Here is a 22,090-nt window from a genome sequence, read left to right as displayed (position 1 = left end):
TTATGAAAATACTGCTGTACGCCGGTTCGCTGAAAACGGTGAGCCGCAGCGGCGTCGGCGAAGCCGTCCGTCACCAGCGCGAAGCGTTGGAAAGGCTCGGCATCGAATATACGATGGACGAACGCGACGATTACGATCTGGTTCATCTGAACACTATTTTCCCCGATTCGTTTCGCATGGCGCGGAAGGCGAAGCGTCGGGGCAAGAAGGTGGTCTACCATGCGCACTCCACGATGGAAGACTTCCGCAACTCGTTCATCGGTTCCAATCTGATGGCTCCGCTGTTCAAGAAATGGATCATGCGCTGTTACGGCACCGCCGATCTGCTGATCACGCCGACGGAATACGCCAAAGGCTTGATTCAGGCTTACGGCGTGACCAATCCGATCGTCGCGTTGTCGAACGGCGTGGACAGCGCTTTTTTCGCGCCCGATCCCGAAGCCGGACGACGTTTCCGCGACAAACATAAGCTGTCGGATGACGCGAAGGTCGTGCTGTCGGTCGGCCATTATATCGAACGAAAAGGCATTCTCGATTTCGTCGAGCTGGCGCGCCGGATGCCGGATCACGAATTTTATTGGTTCGGTTTTACGCCGCTCTATATGATCCCGGGCAAGATTCGCGAAGCCGTCGAGACGAAGCTGCCGAATCTGCATTTTCCCGGCTACGTGAACCGGGACGAACTGCGCGACGCTTACTGCGGAGCGAATCTGTTCTTGTTCCCGACGCACGAAGAAACGGAAGGCATCGTGCTGCTGGAAGCGTTGGCGGCCGGCATTCCGGTGCTGGTGCGCGATCTGCCGATCTATGCGGATTGGCTGGAAGACGGCGGCACCGTGTACAAAGGGCGCAGCTTGGAGACGTTCGAACGGGGCATCCGCGGCATTACGGAACACGCGCTGCCGAGCCTGACCGAGAACGGCCGGGCGCTTGCTGCGGGGCTGGATCTGGACGCGGTCGGCCGAAGATTGGCGGAACTGTACGAGACGACGTTACATAGCAGAGCGGACCTGTTGAACGCGCAGATCCTGCGGCCGGGAACGTGAGACGGCAGACTTCGAAGGAAGCCGATGTATCCATCAAATCGTGACCAAACGTCAACATTTCGAGGCTAAAAAAGCGATATGCGCGCAAATGTTGACGAAACGTCAGCATTTTTAGCGTTTTATCCATCATTCCGGCCTATATTGCATAAATTGCTGACGAAACGTCAACATTTTGGTTCAGATCAACGAAAAAGAGGAGAATTTGCTGACCAAACGTCAACATTTCCTGCGAGTGAGTTGACCGAACCAAGTCTAAAGTGCCTAACCTCATTTGCGGTCAGCATACGATTCTGCTAGCCGACACAAACTTTCGGGGGCTTAGACTGGGCTGGATTTGAAAAGGGGACTGAAACGAGTACTAGTACGCTGACCGCTTAAAATGTTAGGTTTCGCCTCTCGAGATTTCGTACCTAACCCGTGTACGAAGTCTCCGACGGGAACCCCGCTTGAACCGTGCGTGTTTCCGAAAGGCTCAAACCTTAAATTGAATGCGGTCAACTCACGAGGTTTGCAAACACTCACTATTCCGCAATCCCGCAATAAACAAAGAACCCTTTTCCCGAGCGGGAGAAGGGTTCTTTGTTTATCGTTCTGCTGAACTTCTTTCGATTCGGCTTCGCGCTTTCCAGCGCCGCGCCGCTTGAAGCCGCTTAAGGCAGCTTGTTGCCGGCCGCGCGGTAGATGCCGTACCACTCTTCGCGGGACAGCTTCACTTCGCTCGCTTTGATGCAGTCTTGGATGCGCTCGACGTTGGTCGTGCCTGTCACCGGCTGCATGTTCGCCGGGTGGCGCAGCAGCCACGCGATCGCGATCGTCGTGTTGCTGACGCCGTGCGCTTCGGCTACTTTGTCGATCTCCGCGTTCAGTTCCGGGAACTTGTCGTTATCGAGGAACACGCCTTCGAAGAATCCGTATTGGAAAGGCGACCACGGCTGGATCGTGATATCGTGCAGGCGGCAGTAATCGAGGATGCTGCCGTCGCGATCCACGGACTCGTCGATCAGCATGTTCACGTTGACGCCGTTGGAGATCATGTTGGCGTTCGTGATGCTGAGCTGGAGCTGATTCGCCACGATCGGCTGCTTCACGTATTTTTTGAGCAGCTCGATCTGCATCGGCTTCTGATTGGATACGCCGAAGTGGCGCACTTTGCCGGACGATTCCAGTTGGTCGAACGCTTCCGCGACTTCTTCCGGCTCGACCAGCGCGTCCGGACGGTGCAGCAGCAGAACGTCGAGATATTCCGTGTTCAGCCGCTTTAGGATCCCGTCGACGGACGAGAGAATATGCTCTTTGGAAAAGTCGAACTGCCCCTGACGGATGCCGCACTTCGACTGGAGAATCATCTTTTCGCGTACGGAAGGACTCATCTGCACCGCTTCGGCGAAGATCTCTTCGCATTTGCCGCCGCCGTAGATGTCCGCGTGATCGAAGAAGTTCGCTCCCGCGTCCATCGCCGTGCGTACGAACGTTTCGGCTTCTTTCGTCTCCAACCCGTTGATGCGCATGCAGCCCACAGCGACTACAGGGACTTCGAGATTGCTTGTTCCCAGCTTGATCGTTCTCATGATTCGGTTGATTCCTCCTCGTATGTATCTCGGATTCCGCGCTCGGCGGATTGTTGATGTCGAAACGATAGAAAGGCATAACAATTCTGACACAAAAATAAAACGGTTTCAAGGAGCGGGCGCATTCGGATTCATCTTTTTGCGCGGCGCTTCGGTTCAATAGAAAATTCCGAGCCAGACCGCCAGCAGAATCGCCGTCAGCAGCATCTTCTTCTCGCAGGCCGTCACGCCCGCCGCGTCGCGCATATCGGCCTTGGCCAGCCAGAAGATCGATAAAGCCGCCGCCGCGACGATGCCGCCTGCCGCGATCCAGCGGTCCGACCCGGCGAACCAGATCGAAGACAGTCCGATGACCGCGAAATACGCGGCGGCCGGCAGGCGGGCGAAGGCGATCCCGAACCGGTCCGCCGCCCATACCACGCTGGTTCGTTTGACCGGAGACGCCTGACGGTCCGCTTCCAGATCGGGGATATGATGCACCATCACCCAAGCGATGCAGTACATGGCGTTGATCCAAGCGTTCTGAACCGCCCATTCCGGCAGGCTGCCCGTCAGCAGCCAGACGCCGCCGAGTCCGAGCGCGAACGTCGAAGGAAAGGTGCTGAGCCATTCGCCCGCCAACGGGATATACGCCAATCGAAGCGGAGGCGCGGAATAAGAGACGGCGCCCCAGATGCCGATCAGCAGCAGAGCGGCGAGCCGGGTCTGGCCGAGCAGAATCAGCAACACGGCGCAGGCCAGCAGGGCGGCGGTCAGGCCGTATCCGAACCGTCCGAGCGCTTCGGGCGTCATCCGTCCGTTCTGAATGATCCGGCTGCCGCCGGACAGCAGAGCGGGACTGCGTTCGTCCGTGCCGGAACGGTAATCCGTATAATCGTTCAGCGCATGCGTCAGCAGCCCGTGGATCAACAGGCAGCCGGCCAGAAGCAGCACGGCCGCCGTCCAAGCCCGGCCGGCCGGAACGGCGGGATCGAGAAACAGCGGGTACATGCCCGAGAAGATGATGACGAAGCTCGAAGCGCCGACCGCGGCAGGGCGCATCAGGATCAGGCCGTTTCTGAGCACGGCAGCGGCGGAAGAGGCGGAAGAACGCATGGAAGGCTCCTTTCCGGGATAAGCTTCTCTTATATACCACCTGCGCAAGAGCTGAGAAACAGAAAGAGTCGTTTTCGAAATTTTTTGAAAGATATACGAAAAAAAGGAAGGCATGAAGGTTCATCTCGGCGGAGAAGTGTATATATTGAAGGAAATGCCATTCGCGCTTTGAGAAGGGAGACAAGACAGCATGATGAACAAAATCAGAACGATGTTTCTCGCCTTGATGCTCGTATCCGCTTTCGGTACGGCCTCCGCTTTCGCGGAAAGCACGCAGACGGCTTCGGCCGGCGCGACGTACACGACGGCTGCCGCCGACACGAACAACAACGTAGTGGACGACGACGATGACGACGGCGACAACGGACTTTGGGGCCTGCTCGGCCTGCTGGGTCTGCTCGGCCTGTTGGGCCTGCGCCGCCAAAAGCATGTGGAAGTTCATGACGACAGAACGACCCGCGTCAATCGGTAAAAGCGCGTAATGGAAAAGGGACGGGAATTTTCGGCATCGGGAAAAAGCGTCTCCGCAGCGAGTCTGCCGCGGAGACGCTTTTTGCTGTATTCACGGTACCGGTATCCGAGTCGGCTGAATATGCGGGCCGGCTGCCGGACACCGCGTGCATCCGGCAGCGGCCCGATCCGTCTGCATGCCTCCGGCCGTGTTCGTCACTGCGCCGTATATCCGCCGTCCACGACGAACTCCGAACCGGTCGAGAATTTCGACTCTTCCGAAGCGAGGAACAGCGCCATGTTGGCGACGTCTTCCGGTTCGCCGAGGTGACCGATCGGATGCAGCGAAGTGAGGTATTTCATCGCTTCGGGATCGCTGCCGATCATCGGCGTCTTGATATAGCCCGGGTGGATGCTGTTGACCCGAATCTTGTATTGCGCGGCGTGCAGCGCGGCCGATTTGGTCAGGATTCTCACGCCGCCTTTGCTGGCGTTGTAGGCGGCGATGCCGGGATCGCCGATCAGCCCTTCGATGGACGACACGTTGATGATCGAGCCGCCGCTTTTTTTCAGATGGATCACGCCGTATTTCGTGCCGAGGAAGACGCCGTTCAAGTTGACGTCGATCACCTTTTTCCAATCGTCGTAGCTCGTTTCTTCCACGTTGCCGCGCAGTCCGATGCCCGCGTTGTTCAGCACGACGTCGACCTGTCCGAACGCTTCTTCCGCTTCCCGGAATACGCGCTGCCAGTCTTCTTCGAGGGTGACGTCGTGCCGGAGAAAGATCGCTTTGCCGCCGGCGGCTTCGATCTGCGAGAGCGCCTCGTTCTTATGGGCGTCGGAGATGTCCGTCAGCACGACGTTTGCGCCTTCTTGCGCGAAGCGAATGCCCGAAGCCAGGCCGATGCCGGAAGCGCCGCCCGTGATCAATGCCGTTTTGCCTTGAAGTCTGTTCAATGTCGTTCATCCTTTCGGCTTTCGAAGTATGCGTTCCTTTCTTTTTACCCAAAAAGAGCGCTTTCCGGAACCTGACACAAAGACCTGTGTTTTGGTTTACATATAAGTATGAAAAAGGAAAGGATGAAGAGGATGACAACTGAAATGTTTCTTCTGATGGTACCGGGAGCGGCGCTGATTTTGTTAGGCATCTTGTATTTGAGAAAAGGACTTCTTCCGACTCCCCGACCTTATAGGCAAAAAGAAGGCGAAGGGCCGGAACATTCGGCTTCCCGTCAGAAAACGGCCAACTTCGCGGCGGGCGTCGCGCTGCTGATCGCCGGAATCATCTTGATCGTCGCTTCCGTAACGGTTCCTTCCGGGTTGTTCTGAAGCATGCCGTATGAAGCATTTGCAAAAACCACTTGAAATCTCCGGCGAAAAGCCCGATAATAAGTATATAAAATAATTATAGTTACTTACTTTATTAAATATATACGACCGATACTCAGCAGATCGGCTTATCGAAAAGGAGATTCAATCATGGAAATCGGCATCAGTACCTTTGTGGAAACCACCCCGGCGGACGGAAACGGACCGACGATCAGTCACGCGCAGCGCATCCGCCAAGTCGTCGACGAGATCGCGCTTGCGGATCAAGTCGGCCTCGACGTCTTCGGCGTCGGCGAACATCACCGGGTCGATTATGCGGCTTCGGCGCCTGCGGTCATTCTGGCCGCGGCGGCCGCGCGCACGGAGAAGATCCGTCTGACCAGCGCCGTGACCGTGCTGTCTTCGGCGGACCCGGTCCGGGTCTTCCAAGATTTCTCGACCGTGGACGCGATCTCGAACGGACGCGCGGAGATCATGGCTGGGCGCGGTTCGTTCATCGAATCGTTCCCGCTGTTCGGCTACGACCTGAACGATTACGACGAGCTGTTCGACGAGAAACTCGAACTGCTGCTCAAGATTCAGGCATCGGAGATCGTCGATTGGAAAGGCGGACACCGTCCGGCGATCAAGAGCCGCGGCGTCTACCCGCGCCCGGTGCAGGAGAAGCTGCCGATCTGGATCGGCAGCGGAGGCAACCAAGAGTCTGTCGTGCGCGCCGGACTCCTGAACCTGCCGCTTGTCCTCGCGATCATCGGCGGACGTCCGGCGCAGTTCGCGCCGCTCGTCGATCTGTACAAGCGCGCCGCCGAGCACGGCGGCCATGACGCTTCGCTGCTTCCTGTCGCGTCGCACTCGCACGGCTTCGTCGGGGAGACCGACGACGAAGCGGCGGACAAGTTCTTCCCGTCCATGCAGTACGCCATGACGGTGCTCGGCCGCGAACGCGGCTGGGGTCCTTACACCCGTCAAGGCTTCGACGCGCTGCGCGGCCCGGAAGGCGCGCTGTACGTCGGCAGCCCGGAGACCGTGGCGAAGAAGATCATCGACCTGCGCAAGAAAGTCGGGATCACCCGCTTCATGCTGCATACGCCGGTCGGTACGATGAAAAACCATGAAGACGTCATGCGTTCGATCGAACTGCTCGGCACGAAGGTCGCCCCGATCGTCCGCGAAGAAATCGCGGCTTGGGAAGCGGCCGGACAGCCTGCGGAATAACGGGGCGGCCGGGACTCCCGGCGCTTCTGCCCGGATGATCGTATCGCTGAAGACCCGCGCTATCTTGGCGCGGGTTTTTTGCGTATGATTTTCGAATATTCCTTTACAGGAATATTCAATTCGGTTATAGTGAACGTAACAAGACGAACCGAAGCGGAAAGACGAGGTGATCTTGCGCGGGTCGGTGGAAAGCGATCGGGAACGCTCGACGATCCGCCGATACGAAAAACCGCGCAGAAACGGTATGGACGAAGAAAACACGGCTTTATTCGCGGCGCTGGCGGAACCGAGCCGCATGCGGATCGTCAAGCTGCTGCGCGGCGGGCCGCTCGGCGTGGGCGAGATCGCGGAACGCTTGAAGATCCGGCAGCCGCAGGCGTCGAAGCATCTGAAGGTGCTGCAGCAGGCGGGCGTGGTGGACGTGCAGGCGGAAGCGAACCGGCGAACGTATCGGCTTCGGCCGGAACCTTTTCGACAGTTGGAGCGCTGGCTGGCGGGTTATCGGGAATTGTGGAACGAACGTTTCGACCGGTTGGACGACTATTTGCAAACGATGGAAGATTGACGGCTGGCCCCATTTCGATATTCCGAGGAGGAACTCCGCATGACCGAGATGAACATCAAGGCCGAAGGACTGGAATTTGCGATGGAACGGATCTTCAGAGCGCCTAAGGAAAAAGTATTCGCCGCGTTCACCTCCTGCGAGCATCTGAAGCATTGGTGGGGACCGAGAGGTTGGGAACTGACGGCGTGCAGCCTCGATTTCCGCCCGGAAGGTTCGTGGCATTACTGCATGACCTGCAAAGACGAGAATCAGGGCGAATACTTGGGCATGGAATCGTGGGGCAAAGCGGTGTATCGGTCGATCGACGCGCCGAATTCGTTCGTCTACACCGATTATTTCTCCGACGCGGAAGGCAGCCTCAACGAGGAACTGCCGCCGTCCGACACGACCTTGATCTTCGAAGAAATCGAAGGCGGAACGAAAGTGATCTCGCGTACGCTGTACGATTCGGAAGAGTCGCTGAAGACCGTGATCGAGATGGGCATGGAGCAGGGCATTCGCGAGACTTGGGATCGGCTGGACGAATATCTGGGCTGAGTATCCGAACCGCGGAATACCACAAAAAACAAGCCGCCGGCGATCGTATCGCGCCTGCGGCTTTTTCGTATCCGCATTTCGGGATAGCGGACTTGATGCGTTATGATGGACAGGATACGGAGCAGCGAACTTTAAATTTTATGCGAAAAGGCGGGAAAAGAAATGGAACATGCGGCGATTCGAATTCTGGGCATCTCGGGAAGCCTGCGGGAGAAATCCGCCAACTCGCGATTGCTGACGGCTGTTGCGGAGCTGCTGCCTGTCGAGGCGACTTACGAAACTTATGACGGATTGGCGGAACTGCCGCATTTCAATCCGGATCTGGACGGCGACGAACAATGGCGAAGCGAAGCGGTGCAGAGCTGGCGGAAGCTGCTCGGTTCGGTCGATGCGGTCGTGATCTGCACGCCGGAATACGCGCGCGGCCTGCCGGGTTCGCTGAAAAACGCGCTGGATTGGATCGTGTCTTCCGGCGAATTCGTCGACAAGCCGACGGCGGCGATCAGCGCGTCTCCTTACCCGGAAGGCGGAGCGGTCACACTGGAATCATTGACGGGAACCTTGCGAATGATGAGCGCGAACATTCCCGACGAACGAACTTTGCCGATTCCCGGAATCACGCTCAAATTCGCGGCGGACGGCCGGCTCAAAGACGAAGCTCTCGTGTCCGATCTGCAAAAACTCGCGGATTCGCTGGTACGAGACGTCCGATCACGCGAAGCGAAGTAAGACGAACCGCAAAAGCGCAGATTCGTTTCGAAGAGGAGACTTCGAAAACGAATCTGCGCTTTTTTTAACGGAAAACTTTCTTCTGAAGCAGTTCGAGCGCTTGTTCCAACTCTTGCAGTTCCGTCTCCGTCAGTCCCGCGACCCGTTCTTCGAAGCCCTGCTGCGCCTGCCCGAAGATCCGGCCCATCATCGCTTGACCGTCCGCGGACAACCGGAATAACTGCCGCCGTCGGTCGGCGTCGTCGGTCGCTTTTTCGCAGAGGCCTTTCTCGATCAGCTTGCGCAGTTCGCGGCTCGTGTTCGGCAGCGACAGATCGGCGCAATCCGCGATCTCGCTCGGCGTCACCGGTTGGCTGACCATCATATATTCGAGAATTTTATATTGAACGGGCGTCACGTCTTCGTTCTTCACGCCTCGGGTCAGCTCGTGGGTAACTTCGTGAACGGCTGCCGTGAACGCGACGAATTTCTGGAATAAAACATCATGAGTCATCTTCTCACCTCTTGCGTTCAACATAGCAAAAAACTTATCTATAAACAATTATCATTTGACAACTATATGATCGACGTGCTACCTTTTAGTTATCAAAAGATAAGTAAAGGGAGCGAAAAACATGAACATGCTGCTGATCTACGTTCACCCGAACCATAAGAGTTTGAGCTATGCTTTCATGCAGCAGGTGCTGCGCGGAGGGGAAGAGAATCGCGAGGTGAAAGAAACGCGCGTGCTCGATCTATACGAAGAAGGATTCGATCCGCTGCTGGTCTTTAACGAAGAGAAAAGAAGACGCGATATGCATATCGATCCGAAGCTTGCGCGCCACCGCGAACTGATCCTGTGGGCCGACAAGATCGTGTTCGTCTATCCGATCTGGTGGGGACGTCCTCCGGCCATGATGATGGGCTTTATCGACCAGATGTTCGCTTCGAACTTCGCGTACCGGGACACGAAAGGATGGATTGCGGAAGGTCTTCTCAAAGGCAAATCGGTTGTCTGCATCTCCGTCATGAAAGGACCGACCGGTTATCTTCGCTGGTGGCTGGGCAACGCTCATCAGATCCTGCTGCGCAAAGCGCTGTTCAATTTCGTCGGCATCAAGAAAGTGAAGTTCTTCGAATTCGGTTATATGGAGACCCCGAAAGGCAAACACGAGCAGAAGTTGGACAAAGTGTACCGGTATTTCCGCACGATCACTGCCTGATCCCGAACTGGTGTCAGCGGATACGGTCAGCCTGCACGAAAAAGAGGAACAGCCTTAGCCGTTCCTCTTTCGTTTTTACTCTATTATCTAATTATAAGGCTCGAAGAGCGTAGGGAAGTTCTGTGGAGAAGTGTTAACGTTCGCCTTTGAAACCGGGAAGCCTCCACATTCAACCTCATCCAGCTTCCCGGTTTCAACAGCGATCGGAACAGAAGCTTCCCGAAGCTCCCCTAGCCTTATTTGAACATCCCCGGCATCTTCTTCACCACCGCTTCCGACAGATCGTTGCCGGTCATCCACATATGGTTGTAGCCGATGCGAAGCGCCTGATACGTTTTGGCATAGTTGGCGTTATGATACGAATCGATCGCCGTGATCACGTGCGCGCCGTGCATCGCGTTGGCCTGATACGTCATCGTTTTGTCGAGCGGCAGGCGGTTCACTTGGAACGCGGTGAGCTTGGCGACGAAATCGCCCAGATCGGCTTTCGCGGCTTTGCGGCCCGCTTCGTTACCGGCCAGCGTCGCTTTGAGGTAAGCTTGATAATCGGCGATATGGCGGTTCCACTGCTGATTGAACGTGGTCGCCGCGCCGGCTCCGAACAGTTTGCGGTGCGTGGCCGTCAGCGCGGCGGTGTTTTTGTCCAGAGCCGCTTTGGCGCCGTTGTAATCCGGCGCTTTGTCATGGGCTTTCTGAAGCACGAGGATCGACAAGATCGCGTGCTCGCCCAGTCCTTGCCCCATCTGCTGACGCAGATAAGCCGCGCTCGTCTGCGTGGTCGTGCGGTCGAACTTGGCCGGGAACTGCTTCGTGATCGCGGTCGCCATCATGGCGCCGAGCGTTGCGGTATGGACGTACGCGTTATGCGCGGCGGTATAAGCCGCGGCGTATTTGCCCGAGGCGTAACCGTCGAACGCTTGCAGCAGATCCTGCTCGTGCACCAGCAGGCTTTTCTCGACGGTCTTGCGATCCAGATACGGATTGAGATTGTTCAGGACGGCGGACATGGAAGCGGCGTTCGCTTTGAGCGCGGCCGTAGCCTGCTTGCGGGCGGCGTCGTTCTTGGCGATCGTCGCGTCGACGTAATCCATCAGCAGCGAGACGTGTTTGTCCCATCCGCCCCGGAAAGTCTGGGCCGCGCTCTGACCGTACAGCTCCGAGACCATCATCGTCGCCGTGTCGGAATTGGCGGTCACGAGGTTCATCGCTTCGGACGCGTCGGGAGCTTTATCGAATCTTTTCTGCATGGCGATTACTGTGTAGTAAGCATGTTCGCCGTGAATCTTGGCCATCGTGGTGCGCAGATCGGCTGCGGGCGTCTTGGTCGTGGGCGCCGAAGCGCCGAAAGCGGTTGCAGGCAGAGCGGTCAGAACCAAGCAGAGCATCAGCAAAAAGAGAGGGCGAAGCGGCTTTTTCATGGAGGAGTCTCCTTTTTCCGTGGAATGACTGTCGCTTAACTTTAAAGATAAAAACACGCCTTGAACCACTTTGTGGAAATTTTTGTTAGTCAGAGAGCGTAAGGCGGCATTCCATCTGTATGTGTATGGAAAAAGCATGATGCGATTTGTATTCGGACGGTCGTCATGCTATCGTAGATGCCGTAAAGCGCGGAAGAACCAGCACGCTCATCTTATTCGGCAAACGGAGGCGAACGTATGAAAGCGCTATTTATCGGAGGCACGGGCACGATCAGCACGGAGATCAGCAAGCTGCTGCTGGAGCAGGGGCACGAACTTTATTTGCTTAATCGGGGGAACCGCAACGAAGGACTGCCGGCCGGCGCGAAGATTCTGCAGGCCGATATCAATGACGAAGCTAAGGTCGCGGAACTGATCGGGGATCTGGATTTCGACGTGGTGGCGCAGTTTATCGCGTTCGTTCCGGAACAGGTCGAGCGGGATTACCGGTTGTTCAAGGATAAGACGAGGCAGTACATGTTCATCAGCTCGGCTTCGGCTTATCAGACGCCGCTGTCGGATTATCGGATTACGGAAGGAACGCCGCTGGCGAATCCGTATTGGGAATATTCCCGCAACAAGATCGCCTGCGAAGATTACCTGATGAAGCAGTACCGCGAGCAGGGCTTCCCGATCACGATCGTCCGCCCGAGCCATACGTACAGCGAACGCTCCGTTCCGGTCGGCGTGCACGGCGGCAAAGGCCCGTGGCAGGTGCTGCGAAGAATGCAGGAAGGCAAGCCGATCATCGTGCACGGAGACGGCACCTCGCTGTGGACGGTCACGCACAGCCGCGATTTTGCCAAAGGCTTCGTCGGCTTGATGGGCAATCTTCACGCGATCGGCGAATCGGTGCATATCACGTCGGACGAGTCCGTGACCTGGAATCAGATTCACGAGATCGTCGCGGCGGAACTCGGCGTCAAGCCGAACTTCCTGCATGTGCCTTCGGCGTTTCTGGACGCGTGCAGCGACGAAGATTATCGGGGCAGCCTGCTCGGAGACAAGGCCAATACGGTCGTGTTCGACAACTCGAAGCTGAAGCGGCTCGTGCCCGATTTCGTCGCGACGACGCGGGCGGATCAGGGATTGAGAGAAGCGGCCCGGTACATGCTGGATCATCCGGAGGCGCAGCAGGAAGATCCGGAATTCGACGCGTGGTGCGACCGCGTGGCGGCGGCGCTGGAACGCGCGATCGCCGAAGTCAGAGGCTGAGTTCGGTTCGTCAAGGCCGCTTCGTCCGAGCGACGAAGCGGCTTTGTCATGCCGTTAAGAACAAAAGACGCCGATTCCCCTTATACGACATGGTTAATGCAAGCTAAACTGCTTTATAATACATAGACGGCGAGCATAGAGCGTCGTCGAAGACCCGTACGGGTCGGTTGTTTTCGGACGGTTTGGGTAGAAGCTTCGAAGACCTCGGATGGAGTAGGTGAACATGGCGCAGCAATTGCTCGTATACGTATCGGTCATTCTAATGGGGGGAGCATTGAGCCTTTTTCTCGCGGTGTACGCGATGCTCCGTTTCCGCAACGCGCCGGGAGGCCGTTATTATATTCTGTCCGCGCTGTCGGCGGCGATCTTGGCTTTCGGTTACGCGTTCGAACTCACGAGCGCCGATCTGGCCCAGATCAAATTCTGGATCGGAATCGAATATTTCGCTCTGCCGTTCCTGCCGGCGTTCACGCTGTTGATGTGTCTCGAGTATGCGGGGATCGAGTTAGGACCGTGGAAAAGAAGAGGTTTGTTTCTGATTCCTTTGATGACTTTCGTGCTTCAGCATACCAACGATTTTCATCATTTGTATTATACGTCCGTCGGCCTTCGCGCCGATGTGCCGTTTCCGATCGTGGAATTGGGCAAAGGTCCTTGGTACTTGGTGCACACGGTTTATCTGTACGGCTGCCTCGCGTTAGGCGTCGGCGTTCTGCTCATGCGAATGCAGAGGGCGCGTTCGCGGTTCCGTCTGCAGATGCTGGCGATGACCGCGGGCATGCTGGTGCCGGTAGCCGGCAATCTGTATTATCTGGCAGGCAAAAGTCCGTACGGCATCGATCTCGGACCGGTGTTTATCAGCGTTTCGTTTATTTTTCACAGCATGGCGGTATTCCGGTTTCGCATGTTCAACGTGGTGCCGATCGCCCGGGAGATCATATTCGACAATATGGGCAACGGCGTGCTTGTGCTGAACGAGCAGCGAATCGTGGTGGATTACAACCGGGCGATGTCGAGGCTGGTACCGGATCTGAGCAAAGAAAGCGTCGGACAGCATGCCTCGATCGTGTTGGCGGGTTATTCTTCGATCGCGGACTGCTTGGAAAAAGGAATCGAATGCGATCTTCGGCTGGACGGCCGCGAGTCGCTTTACGTGCATGTGCGTTTCTCGCCGATCCGGGATCGCGACGGCCGCCTCTCGGGCAGCATCGTGACGTTCGTCGATATTACGGAGCGGGTCATGCTGGAATGGAAGCTTCAGAAGCTGGCGAATACCGACGGGCTGACCGATTTGTTCAACAAAAAAGCGCTGATCGAACGTTCCGAACGGGCGCTGCGGGAACTGGCGGTCGACGGTTCCGGAGCGGCAGTGATCATGTTCGACGTGGATCATTTCAAGAAGGTCAACGATACGTTCGGCCACGAAGCCGGAGACCTCGTATTGGCCGGAGTCGCGGACGTGATTCGCGGCGTGCTGGGCGAGGCGGGAATCGCCGGCCGGTACGGAGGAGACGAATTCGTCTTGTGCCTGCCGGAGACCTCGCCGGAGCGGGCGCGCGGAGTCGCGGAATCGATCCGCTCGGGCGTGGAGCGCATGAAGATCGTCACGCAGGGACGCGAGGTCGACGCCACGTCGAGCTTCGGCGTCTCGCATGTGCTTCCGGCTTCCGGCCTGCCGGAAGCGCCGGATATGCAGACGCTGATGCGTCAGGCGGATCAGGCGCTCTACCGGGCCAAGAAGTTGGGCCGCAATCGCGTCGTCTTGTACGGCGACGCGGAAGGCGAAGAAGCGCTGGAAGCGAACTGAGGCGCGCCGGGGCGACCGAGCCGATCCGAGCGCGGATCGCCGCCGAATGAATAAACGTAAAAAAGCCGAGTCGGGATTCGACCTTCGCGCATCGCGCGGGGGCCGTTTCGAGACTCGGCTTTTTCGTCGGCCTTGGCCGGGCGTTCGAAGTCGGAACGTGCCGCCGCGCCGCCGCGTTCAAGCCAGATAAGCTTCTTTGACCAGCTCGCTGTGCAGCAGCATCTTCGCGTCGCCCTGCATCAGAATCTCGCCGGTCTGAATGACGTAGCCGCGCCCGGCGATCTGAAGCGCCTGATAAGCATTTTGTTCCACGAGCAGAATGGTCGTGCCTTCGCGGTTCAATTCTTCGATGATCTCGAAGATCTGATCGACCATGACCGGCGCAAGGCCCATCGACGGCTCGTCGAGCAGCAGGATGCGCGGCTTCATCATCATGGCTCGGGCGATCGCGAGCATCTGCTGTTCCCCTCCGCTCATCGTCCCGCCCTGCTGCCGGTACCGTTCTTTCAGTCTCGGGAAATGGGCGAACGCCCGCTCGATCCGCTCTTGAATCACTTTTTTGTCCCGGACCGAGAAAGCGCCCATCTCCAGATTTTCTTTCACCGTAAGCTTGGGGAAAATGCGCCGGCCTTCCGGCACGTGCGCGATGCCGCTTTGCGCGGTGACGTGCGGAGGCTGCGCCTGAATCTCTTTGCCGTCGAAGGTGATGGCGCCTTTGGTCTTGACCTGACCGCAGACCGCTTTGAGCGTCGTCGATTTGCCGGCTCCGTTGGACCCGATCAGCGAAACGATCTCGCCTTGTTCGACGGAGAGCGTGATGCCTTTCAGCGCGTGAATCCCGCCGTAATACGCTTGTACCTGCTTCATCTCCAATAGGCTCATACCGGCGCGACCTCCTCGTCTCGCAAAGCGCTTTTGCCTAAGTAAGCTTCGATCACTTTGGGATCGGACCGGATATCTTCCGGCCGTCCTTCGGCGATCTTCTCTCCGTGGTCCAGCACCAGAATATGATCCGACAATCCCATGACCAGCTTCATATCGTGTTCGATCAGAATGATCGAGACGCCGCGCTCTTTCTGAATGCGGCGGATCAGATCGGTGAGTTCGCTCGTCTCGCGCGGGTTCATCCCGGCGGCCGGTTCGTCGAGCAGCAGCACTTTCGGCTTCGCGGCCAGCGCTCTGGCGATCTCCAGCCGACGCTGCGCGCCGTAAGGCAGACTGGCGGCTTCTTCGTTGTAAAAAGGCGCGAGGCCGACGTAATCCAACAGGTTGTACGCTTCGTGCATCGTCTCTTTCTCTTCGCGGCGTACGACGGGCAGATTCAGCAGCGTGCTCAGAATGCCCGCTTTGAGATGGATATGCATGCCGACCATCACGTTCTCCAGCACCGTCATGCTGCCGAACAATCGGATGTTCTGGAACGTGCGCGCGATTCCGCGATCCGTAATCTTGTCCGGTTTGACTTTCACGATCGACTGCCCGTCCAGTTCGATGCTGCCCCGGTCGGGAACGTAGATGCCGGTAATCATGTTGAAAAAGGTCGTTTTGCCCGCTCCGTTCGGTCCGATCACCGCGGAGATCCGTCCTTGTTCGAATGCGTAATCGACGCCGTTAACCGCCGTTAACCCGCCGAACTTTTTGACCAATCCTTGTACCTTCAGGATGCTCATTCGCTTCGCCCTCCTTGACTTGAGATAACGGAATCTTGCGGTTCTTGGCGGAGATCAGGCCGTGCGGCCTGAAGATCGCGATCAAGATCAGGATGGCGCCGAAGATGAAGCGCTGCATCTTGACCGGCGACAGGGCGTTCGGCAGACTGATGATGCCCTGCATGGACAATTGGTTCAGCCAGCCGGTGAATTCGGTGAGCACCTGCAAATTCAGCAGCGTCACCAACACGGCGCCGAGAATGACGCCCGGCACGCTGCCCATGCCGCCGAGCACCACCATGACGAGAATCGTCGTCGATTCCAGCAGCGTGAAGCTCGACGGGTCGATGAAGGTTTGTTTGGCCGCGAACACCACGCCCATCAGCCCCGAGAACGAAGCGCCGATCGCGAACGCGGTCAATTTGGTTCGGATCAGCGGGATGCCCATCGACTGCGCGGCGATTTCGTTTTCCCGGACCGCTTTCCAAGAACGTCCGATGCGGGAATGTTCGAAGCGTCTCACGCCGAAGATCACCACGAACAAGATGCCGAGCACGATGAAATAGAACTGGTGCGGGAACGTGAATTGAAGCCCGAACAGGTTCGGCGGGCTGATCGACGAGAGGCCCATCGCGCCGTTAGTGATATTGACGGGCTTCTCCAGATTGTTGAAGATGATCCGGACGATCTCGCCGAAGCCGAGCGTCACGATCGCCAGATAATCGCCTTTGACCCGCAGCACCGGCAGGCCGAGCAGCACGCCGAACAGAGCCGCCATCAAGCCTCCGAGCACGATGAACAGCCAGAAATAATTGCCCGAGAGCGGAAACAGGTCGCCGGGGATGAAATTGTTGGCTTGGCCGGTGGCGAAGATGCCGTACGTGTAAGCGCCGATCGCGAAGAACGCGACGAATCCGAGATCGAGCAGGCCCGCGAATCCGACGACGATGTTCAATCCGAGCGCCATCGCCACGTAGATGCCGCACTGCGTCGCGACCTCCATGTACGATTCGTGCGAAGGGCCGCCGCCCGTGGCGAACGGGATGATCAGGACCAGCAGCAGCCCGGCGATCGCCCATTTGACGCCGTTCGTCAGCGTCGTGTAGTAGAGCAGCAGCAGCGAGCCGAGCAGCAGGATGAACGCGATGACGGAGCGGTCGGTCAGATAGACGCTGGCCGCGGACACCAAGACGAAGGCGGCCAACAGGCCGAGTTGAAGCCATTTGTTTCGTTGAAGCGCGGTCTTGAACGCGGACATGGGTTTCCTCCTTTCCCGGCGAGGCGTTCGGCTTCGCGAAGCGGCCGCCGCGCCGGACGTTGTCGGATTAGACTTTCTCTTTGACCGCCCGGCCGAACAAGCCTTCCGGCTTGAAGATCAGGACGAGGATCAGAATGGCGAAGGCGAAGACGTCTTTGTATTCGGAGCCGAAGCTGCCGTTCGTGATCAAGCCGAGATTGGCCGAGGCGAACATCTCCAGCAGTCCGATCGCGAGTCCGCCGAACATGGCGCCGCGGATATTGCCGATGCCGCCGAGCACGGCGGCGGTGAACGCTTTGAGACCCAATATGTAGCCGATATACGGGTCGATCGTGCCGTACTGCTGGGCGAACAGGACGCCCGTCGCGCCGCCGAGGGCGGAGCCGATAAAGAAGGTCAGCACGATGACTTTGTTGACGTTGATCGACATCAGCGAAGCCGTTTCCCGGTCCTGCGCGACGGCCCGCATCGCGACGCCCCATTTCGTCCGGTTGACGAACAGGTCGAGGCCGAGCATCAGCAGGATGGCGACGCCGAGAATGATGAACGTGTTGTTCTTGACGAAAGCGTCGCTGAAGCTCGAGGTCAGCGACGAGGTACCGAGTTGGAAGCTGCCGTTGAACAGCGAGATGCCGCTAACGATATAGTTGCCGGTGATCAGCTCCGCGATAAACCGGATCAGATCCTGCAGGACGAAGGAGACGCCGATCGCGGAGATCAGCGAGATCAACTTGGGCGCGCGGCGCAGCGGCCGATAAGCGATCCGTTCGATCAGCACGCCGAGCAGCCCCGTAACGATCATGGAGATCAGAATCACGATAAAATAGACGATCCAACCGGGCGCGGAAGACAAGAAACCCGCATCGTCGAAAATGAACAGCGTCGCGGTGCCGACGAACGCGCCGGTCATAAACACTTCGCCGTGCGCGAAATTGATCAATTCCAGAATGCCGTATACCATCGTATAGCCGAGAGCGACGACCGCATAGATCGCGCCGAGCGCCAATCCGTCGATCAGCACCTGAGGCAGGGAACCGAGAATGCTTGCGAGCATGGATGCACGTCCTTTCTGTACGATTCCGTCAAAAGAGCAGGACCGGTCGGCCGCTTGTTCGGCGGGTACCGGTCCGCTGCTTCGTTCGCGAAGAACGTCCTACTTCTGTTTGCTGACTTCGGAGACCAGAGAGCCCGGATACGCGGCGGTTTCGAATTTGTAGATAAAGACTTTGGCATAGACGTTATCGCCGATATCGTCGAACGAGACTTCGGTCGCGACGCCTTTGAAGTCTTTGGTCGCCCGCACGGCGTCTCTGACGGCTTCGCGCGCCGGAAGTTTGCCGCCGTTCGCGTCGATGGCGCTTTTGACCGCGTTCAGCATGACGGACATGGAATCGTAAGCGTAGACGGAATAGCCTTCGGCGTTTTTGCTGAATTTTTCTTTATAGCGATCGGCCCATTTTTTGCCTTCCGCCGACTTGGTGATATCCGTCGCGACGGAGCTGTACAGAGAGTCTTTCACGCTGTCGCCCGCGATCTCGACCATGCCGGAAGAATCGAGCGCGTCGCCGCCCATGAACGGGGCCGTGATGCCTTTTTCGCGCGCCTGCTTCACCAGCAGTCCGCCTTCGGCATACAGGCCGCCGAAGAAGATGAAGTCCGGCTTCTTGCTCAGCGCGATATTCAGCACGCCGTTGAAGTCTTTCTCGCCGACCGTGATCGCTTCGTAACCGGCGATCGTCGCTCCGAGCTTCTGCGCTTCGTCGCGGAACGCTTCGGCCAGCCCTTGTCCGTAAGCGGTCTTGTCCTGAATGACGAAGATGTTCTTCGCGCCCAGTTCGTTGACGGCGTATTGCGCGCCCGCCGGTCCTTGAAAATCGTCGCGCGCGACCACGCGGTTCGCGACCTTCAACTTGCGATCGGTGAATTCGGTCGCGGTGCTGGCGGGAGAGATCATCGGGATGTTGTATTTCTCGTATACGACGGAGGAAGGGATCGAGACGCCGGAGTTGAGATGGCCGATGACGCCGAGCACGGCTTGATCCGCGCCGATCATTTCGGAGTTGGCGACCCCTTTTTTGGCATCGCCTTGATCGTCGTAAGGCACCAGTTCGAGCGAGAAACCGAGATCTTTGAACTCTTTCGCCCGATCTTCCAGCGCCATCTGCGCGCCGAGCCGGATCGCTTCGCCTTGAATCGAGCTGGAACCGGACAGCGGAGACTGCGTGGCGATCTTAATGACCGTTCCCGCCGCTCCGCCCGAAGAAGAAGCGGCTTCGCTGCCGTTTGCCGTCGGGTTCCCGCCGCTGTTTCCGCACGCCGTTACCAGACTCATCAACAAAGCCATCGATACAAACCCCAATGTTTTTCTCTTCATCTCTCTTCCTCCTAATGTAACTTTATGTAACTTTCAAAGGCGATTCGTGACCCGAATATACAAAGCGCAAGAAAGGTTGTAAAGCAAAATTTTGCAAAAGACAAGAAATGAATACCTTTTAAACGTTTCTATGAAAATAAATGTAACATATATATTACTCATATATAACTTGTAAATAACAAAGATCACAGACGGCATAAAAAGGCCGAAACGCCTGAAGCGTTAGCTTTGTCACACCGGATCAGGCGCCCTCTTGGATATAATGGCGAAGCATCCCCCCCGCGCCTCGTTCGGCAGCGGGGCAAATCTGCGCGGAAGAGGTCGAAAGCGTTGCCTGCTGAAAATAAATACAAGGCGCTCGAATTGGAAACGCCGGGGGTCTACGAGCTGGAAGGATTGGAGGTCGGGGTGACGTCGAACTGCAACTTCAAATGCGACTACTGCTGCGCGTACCGCCGGGACGACGGATCGAAGATCGGGGCGGAAGAAGTGATCCGGCTGATCGAAGACGTTCCGACGCTCAAGCGCGTTCGGCTGTCCGGAGGCGAGGTGACGCTGCGTTTCGAAGACTGCGTGAAGATCGTGGATTACTGCGCGAAGCGGGGCCTGGCGACCCAACTGAATACCAACGGAAGCCTGCTGAGCGAAGAACGCGTCCGCCGTCTCAAGGAAGCGGGCCTGTCGAATATCCACCTGTCGTTCAACTTTACCGATGCCAAATCGTTCGGCGCCTATTACGGCATGGACCCGCGCGTCTACGACAAAGTGATCGAGAATATCAAGCTGTGCGTGAAGTACGGATTGGAGACGGTACTGGAGACGCTGCTGTTCGGCCCGACGCAGGACAATATGCCGGCGATTAGCGCGAAGGTGCACGAGCTGGGCGTGCGTATCCACGAGATCCAGAACAGCATCGTGATGGATCATGCGGAGCGTCCGGGTTGGAACGCCGTGGCTTCGCGCGAAGCGTTGGTGCGTTCGGTCCGCGACCTGATCGCGAACCGCCGCCCCGATACGGAGCTGTATCTGACCTGCATGGACCGTTTCATGGACCAGTTGGGATTTCAAGAAGAACCGGGCGTCTACTTCTCCAACTGCGTGGACGGCAAAAAGCAGCTTCATCTGCACGGCAACGGCGATATCCTGATCTGCGAGCTGTGCCGCCCGGAAGTGATCGGCAATGTCTACGAAGGGACGGATCTCAAAACGATCTACGCGAACCGGCCGAAAGCGCTGGCGGATTTCTTGGAGCGGCTGCCTTGTCCGGCTTATGACGCGCTGTTCCCGGCGGGCGCGTAAAGCGGGCGCTCGAACATTTTCTGCCGCCGATTGCGTTCTTCGCCCTTGTGCGGGAGCTTTCCCTGACGTAGGATAAGACGATAGACGTTCATGCGCATCCGGCCGGCAATGCCGAGAAGGAAGGCGCGGGGCGCGAAAGCGAGGCGAGCAAACCGATGGCAAGCAAGAAAGGCGGCACGGGCCGCGGAACGGGCAAAAAAGGCTGGAACCGCTGGCAGAAGGCCGACAACAAGAAAAAAAACGCGCCGAAGCCGTACAAGTCCAAAGGCAAAGCGGAAAGCAAGAGCGACGAGAACAAATCCGACGCGGCCGGTCCGCGGAGTCAATAAGGGTTCCGATCGAAAAAAGACAAGCAAAAGACCGTTTCCTTTCCTCGCGAAGAGGAGAAGAAACGGTCTTTTCGTCGTTCCGGCGGCTCGCCGCGCTTCAGTTCGTCGCCGAACCGTGAGCCGCCATGCGGGCGTTGTGCTCGCCGATCGGCAGATCGAAATTGTCGCGGCCGCCGAATGCGGTCGTCTTGCCTCCGCCGTGGCGGCCGTACAGCACCAGCCAGTAGAAGATCGGGTATTGGCGCAGCAGCCGGCGCTGCGGACCGACCCGCACGTCGGCCAGTTCTTCGTAACGCGGCCAATAGTCCGCGATATTGGGCGTGATCTTGCGATGCGCGCGGCCGCCGTCGATATGCTCGCAGATGCGTTCCGGTTGAAGCCGTTCGCGCCAACCGCCGTAGAACGTATGCGAGCTGCCGTGCGTGCGGCAGAGGAACGGCCGGGCCGGATAGACCCGGCAGCGCCCGTTCTCCCGGTCGAGCAGCGGGCAGGGGAAACTGTTGCGGCCGGCATGATGCCGCACCGCTTCCAGCTCGCCTTTGCGATCGACGGGGCGGGTCAAAGAATCGTACATCGGAGGATTCTCCTGCTTAAGCGCCAGCAGGTTCTCTTCGGCCCGATCGAACGCTTCTTCGATCTCGGCTTTGCTCCAATGGCGCTCCATATAGACGAGCAGCAGCTCGAATTCGACTTGGGAGACGGGGAAATAATCCGAACAGCAGGAGCTGCATCCTTCCCGGCACGGCGGCTGCTTGGGGCTGCTTGCCCGGTAGTCGGCGATCTCCTGCTCGACTTCCCGGTAGAGCCGGACGATTCGCGCCGCCCGGCTGTCCGGAGAAGCGCTTTTATGACAGAGCCGCATCTTGCGTCCGCTTCCGCAGAAGCAGGGCTCGTTTCCTTCCGATGGCATCGGGGCCGCTTCGCCGTCGGGCATATTCGGCATAACCTTCACTTCCTCGAGTTGGA

23 protein-coding genes are annotated in these 22,090 nt (G+C 57.8%); 12 read left to right on the top strand and 11 right to left on the bottom strand.

Annotated elements, in window-relative coordinates; translation table 11 throughout:
• Positions 1–2 precede the first annotated feature (2 nt).
• On the top strand, positions 3–1,046 hold the full coding sequence (locus CDO73_RS05315) for an LTA glycolipid anchor biosynthesis glycosyltransferase, IagA/BgsA family (RefSeq protein WP_088487461.1): 1,044 nt from the start codon (positions 3–5) through the stop codon (positions 1,044–1,046).
• Positions 1,047–1,696: 650 nt separating this feature from the next.
• On the opposite strand, the gene CDO73_RS05310 is transcribed toward CDO73_RS05315, so the two are convergent.
• Both CDO73_RS05310 and CDO73_RS05305 read right to left on the bottom strand, forming a co-directional pair.
• Positions 1,697–2,614: an aldo/keto reductase gene (locus tag CDO73_RS05310; protein WP_088487460.1), complete on the bottom strand. Its 918-nt coding sequence runs from the start codon at positions 2,612–2,614 to the stop codon at positions 1,697–1,699.
• Positions 2,615–2,770: 156 nt separating this feature from the next.
• Positions 2,771–3,709: a prenyltransferase gene (locus tag CDO73_RS05305; RefSeq protein ID WP_088487459.1), complete on the bottom strand. Its 939-nt coding sequence runs from the start codon at positions 3,707–3,709 to the stop codon at positions 2,771–2,773.
• Positions 3,710–3,899: 190 nt separating this feature from the next.
• Here CDO73_RS05305 and CDO73_RS05300 point away from each other — a divergent pair, with 190 nt between their 5' ends.
• Complete coding sequence (locus tag CDO73_RS05300; RefSeq protein WP_088487458.1) at positions 3,900–4,181, top strand: WGxxGxxG family protein; 282 nt, start codon at positions 3,900–3,902, stop codon at positions 4,179–4,181.
• Between the two features lie 194 nt (positions 4,182–4,375).
• Here the strand turns inward: CDO73_RS05300 and CDO73_RS05295 are convergent, their stop codons facing one another.
• Positions 4,376–5,116 (bottom strand): glucose 1-dehydrogenase, encoded by a 741-nt coding sequence (locus CDO73_RS05295; RefSeq protein WP_088487457.1) that lies wholly within the window; start codon positions 5,114–5,116, stop codon positions 4,376–4,378.
• Positions 5,117–5,248: 132 nt separating this feature from the next.
• Here CDO73_RS05295 and CDO73_RS05290 point away from each other — a divergent pair, with 132 nt between their 5' ends.
• The 5 genes from CDO73_RS05290 to CDO73_RS05270 all read left to right on the top strand — a co-directional run bounded on the left by CDO73_RS05290 (position 5,249) and on the right by CDO73_RS05270 (position 8,534).
• Complete coding sequence (locus CDO73_RS05290) at positions 5,249–5,488, top strand: hypothetical protein (protein ID WP_143536073.1); 240 nt, start codon at positions 5,249–5,251, stop codon at positions 5,486–5,488.
• Positions 5,489–5,638: 150 nt separating this feature from the next.
• Positions 5,639–6,703, top strand: a complete 1,065-nt coding sequence (locus CDO73_RS05285; RefSeq protein WP_088487455.1) for an LLM class flavin-dependent oxidoreductase — start codon at positions 5,639–5,641, stop codon at positions 6,701–6,703.
• Positions 6,704–6,947: 244 nt separating this feature from the next.
• Positions 6,948–7,268 (top strand): ArsR/SmtB family transcription factor, encoded by a 321-nt coding sequence (locus tag CDO73_RS05280; RefSeq protein WP_088487681.1) that lies wholly within the window; start codon positions 6,948–6,950, stop codon positions 7,266–7,268.
• Positions 7,269–7,307: 39 nt separating this feature from the next.
• Positions 7,308–7,805, top strand: coding sequence for an SRPBCC domain-containing protein (locus CDO73_RS05275; protein WP_088487454.1), 498 nt, complete (start codon positions 7,308–7,310; stop codon positions 7,803–7,805).
• A gap of 162 nt (positions 7,806–7,967) precedes the next feature.
• Positions 7,968–8,534: an NADPH-dependent FMN reductase gene (locus tag CDO73_RS05270; protein ID WP_088487453.1), complete on the top strand. Its 567-nt coding sequence runs from the start codon at positions 7,968–7,970 to the stop codon at positions 8,532–8,534.
• A 64-nt stretch (positions 8,535–8,598) separates the two neighbouring features.
• Here CDO73_RS05270 and CDO73_RS05265 read toward each other — a convergent pair whose 3' ends face one another.
• The gene (locus CDO73_RS05265) at positions 8,599–9,027 is read right to left on the bottom strand and encodes a MarR family winged helix-turn-helix transcriptional regulator (protein ID WP_088487452.1); all 429 of its coding nucleotides are present in this window, start codon (positions 9,025–9,027) and stop codon (positions 8,599–8,601) included.
• Between the two features lie 121 nt (positions 9,028–9,148).
• On the opposite strand from CDO73_RS05265, the gene CDO73_RS05260 reads away from it, so the two are divergent.
• The gene (locus tag CDO73_RS05260; protein WP_088487451.1) at positions 9,149–9,736 is read left to right on the top strand and encodes an NAD(P)H-dependent oxidoreductase; all 588 of its coding nucleotides are present in this window, start codon (positions 9,149–9,151) and stop codon (positions 9,734–9,736) included.
• A 236-nt stretch (positions 9,737–9,972) separates the two neighbouring features.
• On the opposite strand, the gene CDO73_RS05255 is transcribed toward CDO73_RS05260, so the two are convergent.
• The gene (locus CDO73_RS05255) at positions 9,973–11,154 is read right to left on the bottom strand and encodes a hypothetical protein (RefSeq protein WP_088487450.1); all 1,182 of its coding nucleotides are present in this window, start codon (positions 11,152–11,154) and stop codon (positions 9,973–9,975) included.
• Between the two features lie 237 nt (positions 11,155–11,391).
• Between CDO73_RS05255 and CDO73_RS05250 the strand changes: the two genes are divergently transcribed.
• Positions 11,392–12,408 (top strand): SDR family oxidoreductase, encoded by a 1,017-nt coding sequence (locus CDO73_RS05250; protein ID WP_088487449.1) that lies wholly within the window; start codon positions 11,392–11,394, stop codon positions 12,406–12,408.
• Between the two features lie 223 nt (positions 12,409–12,631).
• Complete coding sequence (locus CDO73_RS05245) at positions 12,632–14,215, top strand: histidine kinase N-terminal 7TM domain-containing diguanylate cyclase (protein WP_088487448.1); 1,584 nt, start codon at positions 12,632–12,634, stop codon at positions 14,213–14,215.
• 177 nt (positions 14,216–14,392) lie between these two features.
• On the opposite strand, the gene CDO73_RS05240 is transcribed toward CDO73_RS05245, so the two are convergent.
• The 5 genes from CDO73_RS05240 to CDO73_RS05220 form a co-directional block, all read right to left on the bottom strand.
• Positions 14,393–15,097 (bottom strand): ABC transporter ATP-binding protein, encoded by a 705-nt coding sequence (locus CDO73_RS05240; protein WP_088487447.1) that lies wholly within the window; start codon positions 15,095–15,097, stop codon positions 14,393–14,395.
• Positions 15,094–15,885: an ABC transporter ATP-binding protein gene (locus CDO73_RS05235; RefSeq protein ID WP_088487446.1), complete on the bottom strand. Its 792-nt coding sequence runs from the start codon at positions 15,883–15,885 to the stop codon at positions 15,094–15,096. The genes CDO73_RS05240 and CDO73_RS05235 overlap by 4 nt, the downstream gene beginning before the upstream one ends.
• On the bottom strand, positions 15,827–17,122 hold the full coding sequence (locus tag CDO73_RS05230; RefSeq protein WP_088487445.1) for a branched-chain amino acid ABC transporter permease: 1,296 nt from the start codon (positions 17,120–17,122) through the stop codon (positions 15,827–15,829). The genes CDO73_RS05235 and CDO73_RS05230 overlap by 59 nt, the downstream gene beginning before the upstream one ends.
• 67 nt (positions 17,123–17,189) lie before the next feature.
• The gene (locus CDO73_RS05225) at positions 17,190–18,176 is read right to left on the bottom strand and encodes a branched-chain amino acid ABC transporter permease (RefSeq protein WP_088487444.1); all 987 of its coding nucleotides are present in this window, start codon (positions 18,174–18,176) and stop codon (positions 17,190–17,192) included.
• Between the two features lie 99 nt (positions 18,177–18,275).
• A complete protein-coding gene (locus CDO73_RS05220; RefSeq protein WP_088487443.1) occupies positions 18,276–19,496 on the bottom strand; it encodes a branched-chain amino acid ABC transporter substrate-binding protein in 1,221 nt (406 codons plus the stop codon).
• Positions 19,497–19,826: 330 nt separating this feature from the next.
• Between CDO73_RS05220 and CDO73_RS05215 the strand changes: the two genes are divergently transcribed.
• Positions 19,827–20,795 carry a radical SAM protein gene (locus tag CDO73_RS05215; RefSeq protein WP_088487442.1) on the top strand — a complete coding sequence of 323 codons (969 nt, stop codon included), beginning with the start codon at positions 19,827–19,829 and terminating at the stop codon, positions 20,793–20,795.
• Between the two features lie 155 nt (positions 20,796–20,950).
• Positions 20,951–21,124 carry a DUF3934 family protein gene (locus CDO73_RS05210; protein ID WP_088487441.1) on the top strand — a complete coding sequence of 58 codons (174 nt, stop codon included), beginning with the start codon at positions 20,951–20,953 and terminating at the stop codon, positions 21,122–21,124.
• A 97-nt stretch (positions 21,125–21,221) separates the two neighbouring features.
• Here the strand turns inward: CDO73_RS05210 and CDO73_RS05205 are convergent, their stop codons facing one another.
• Positions 21,222–22,067, bottom strand: a complete 846-nt coding sequence (locus CDO73_RS05205; RefSeq protein ID WP_256972571.1) for a YkgJ family cysteine cluster protein — start codon at positions 22,065–22,067, stop codon at positions 21,222–21,224.
• Positions 22,068–22,090: the final 23 nt, after the last annotated feature.

Origin of the sequence: Saccharibacillus sp. O23 (genome assembly GCF_002205895.1) — a bacterium.
Classification (GTDB): Bacteria; Bacillota; Bacilli; order Paenibacillales; family Paenibacillaceae; genus Saccharibacillus.
This window is presented reverse-complemented; position numbering and strand designations above follow the sequence as displayed.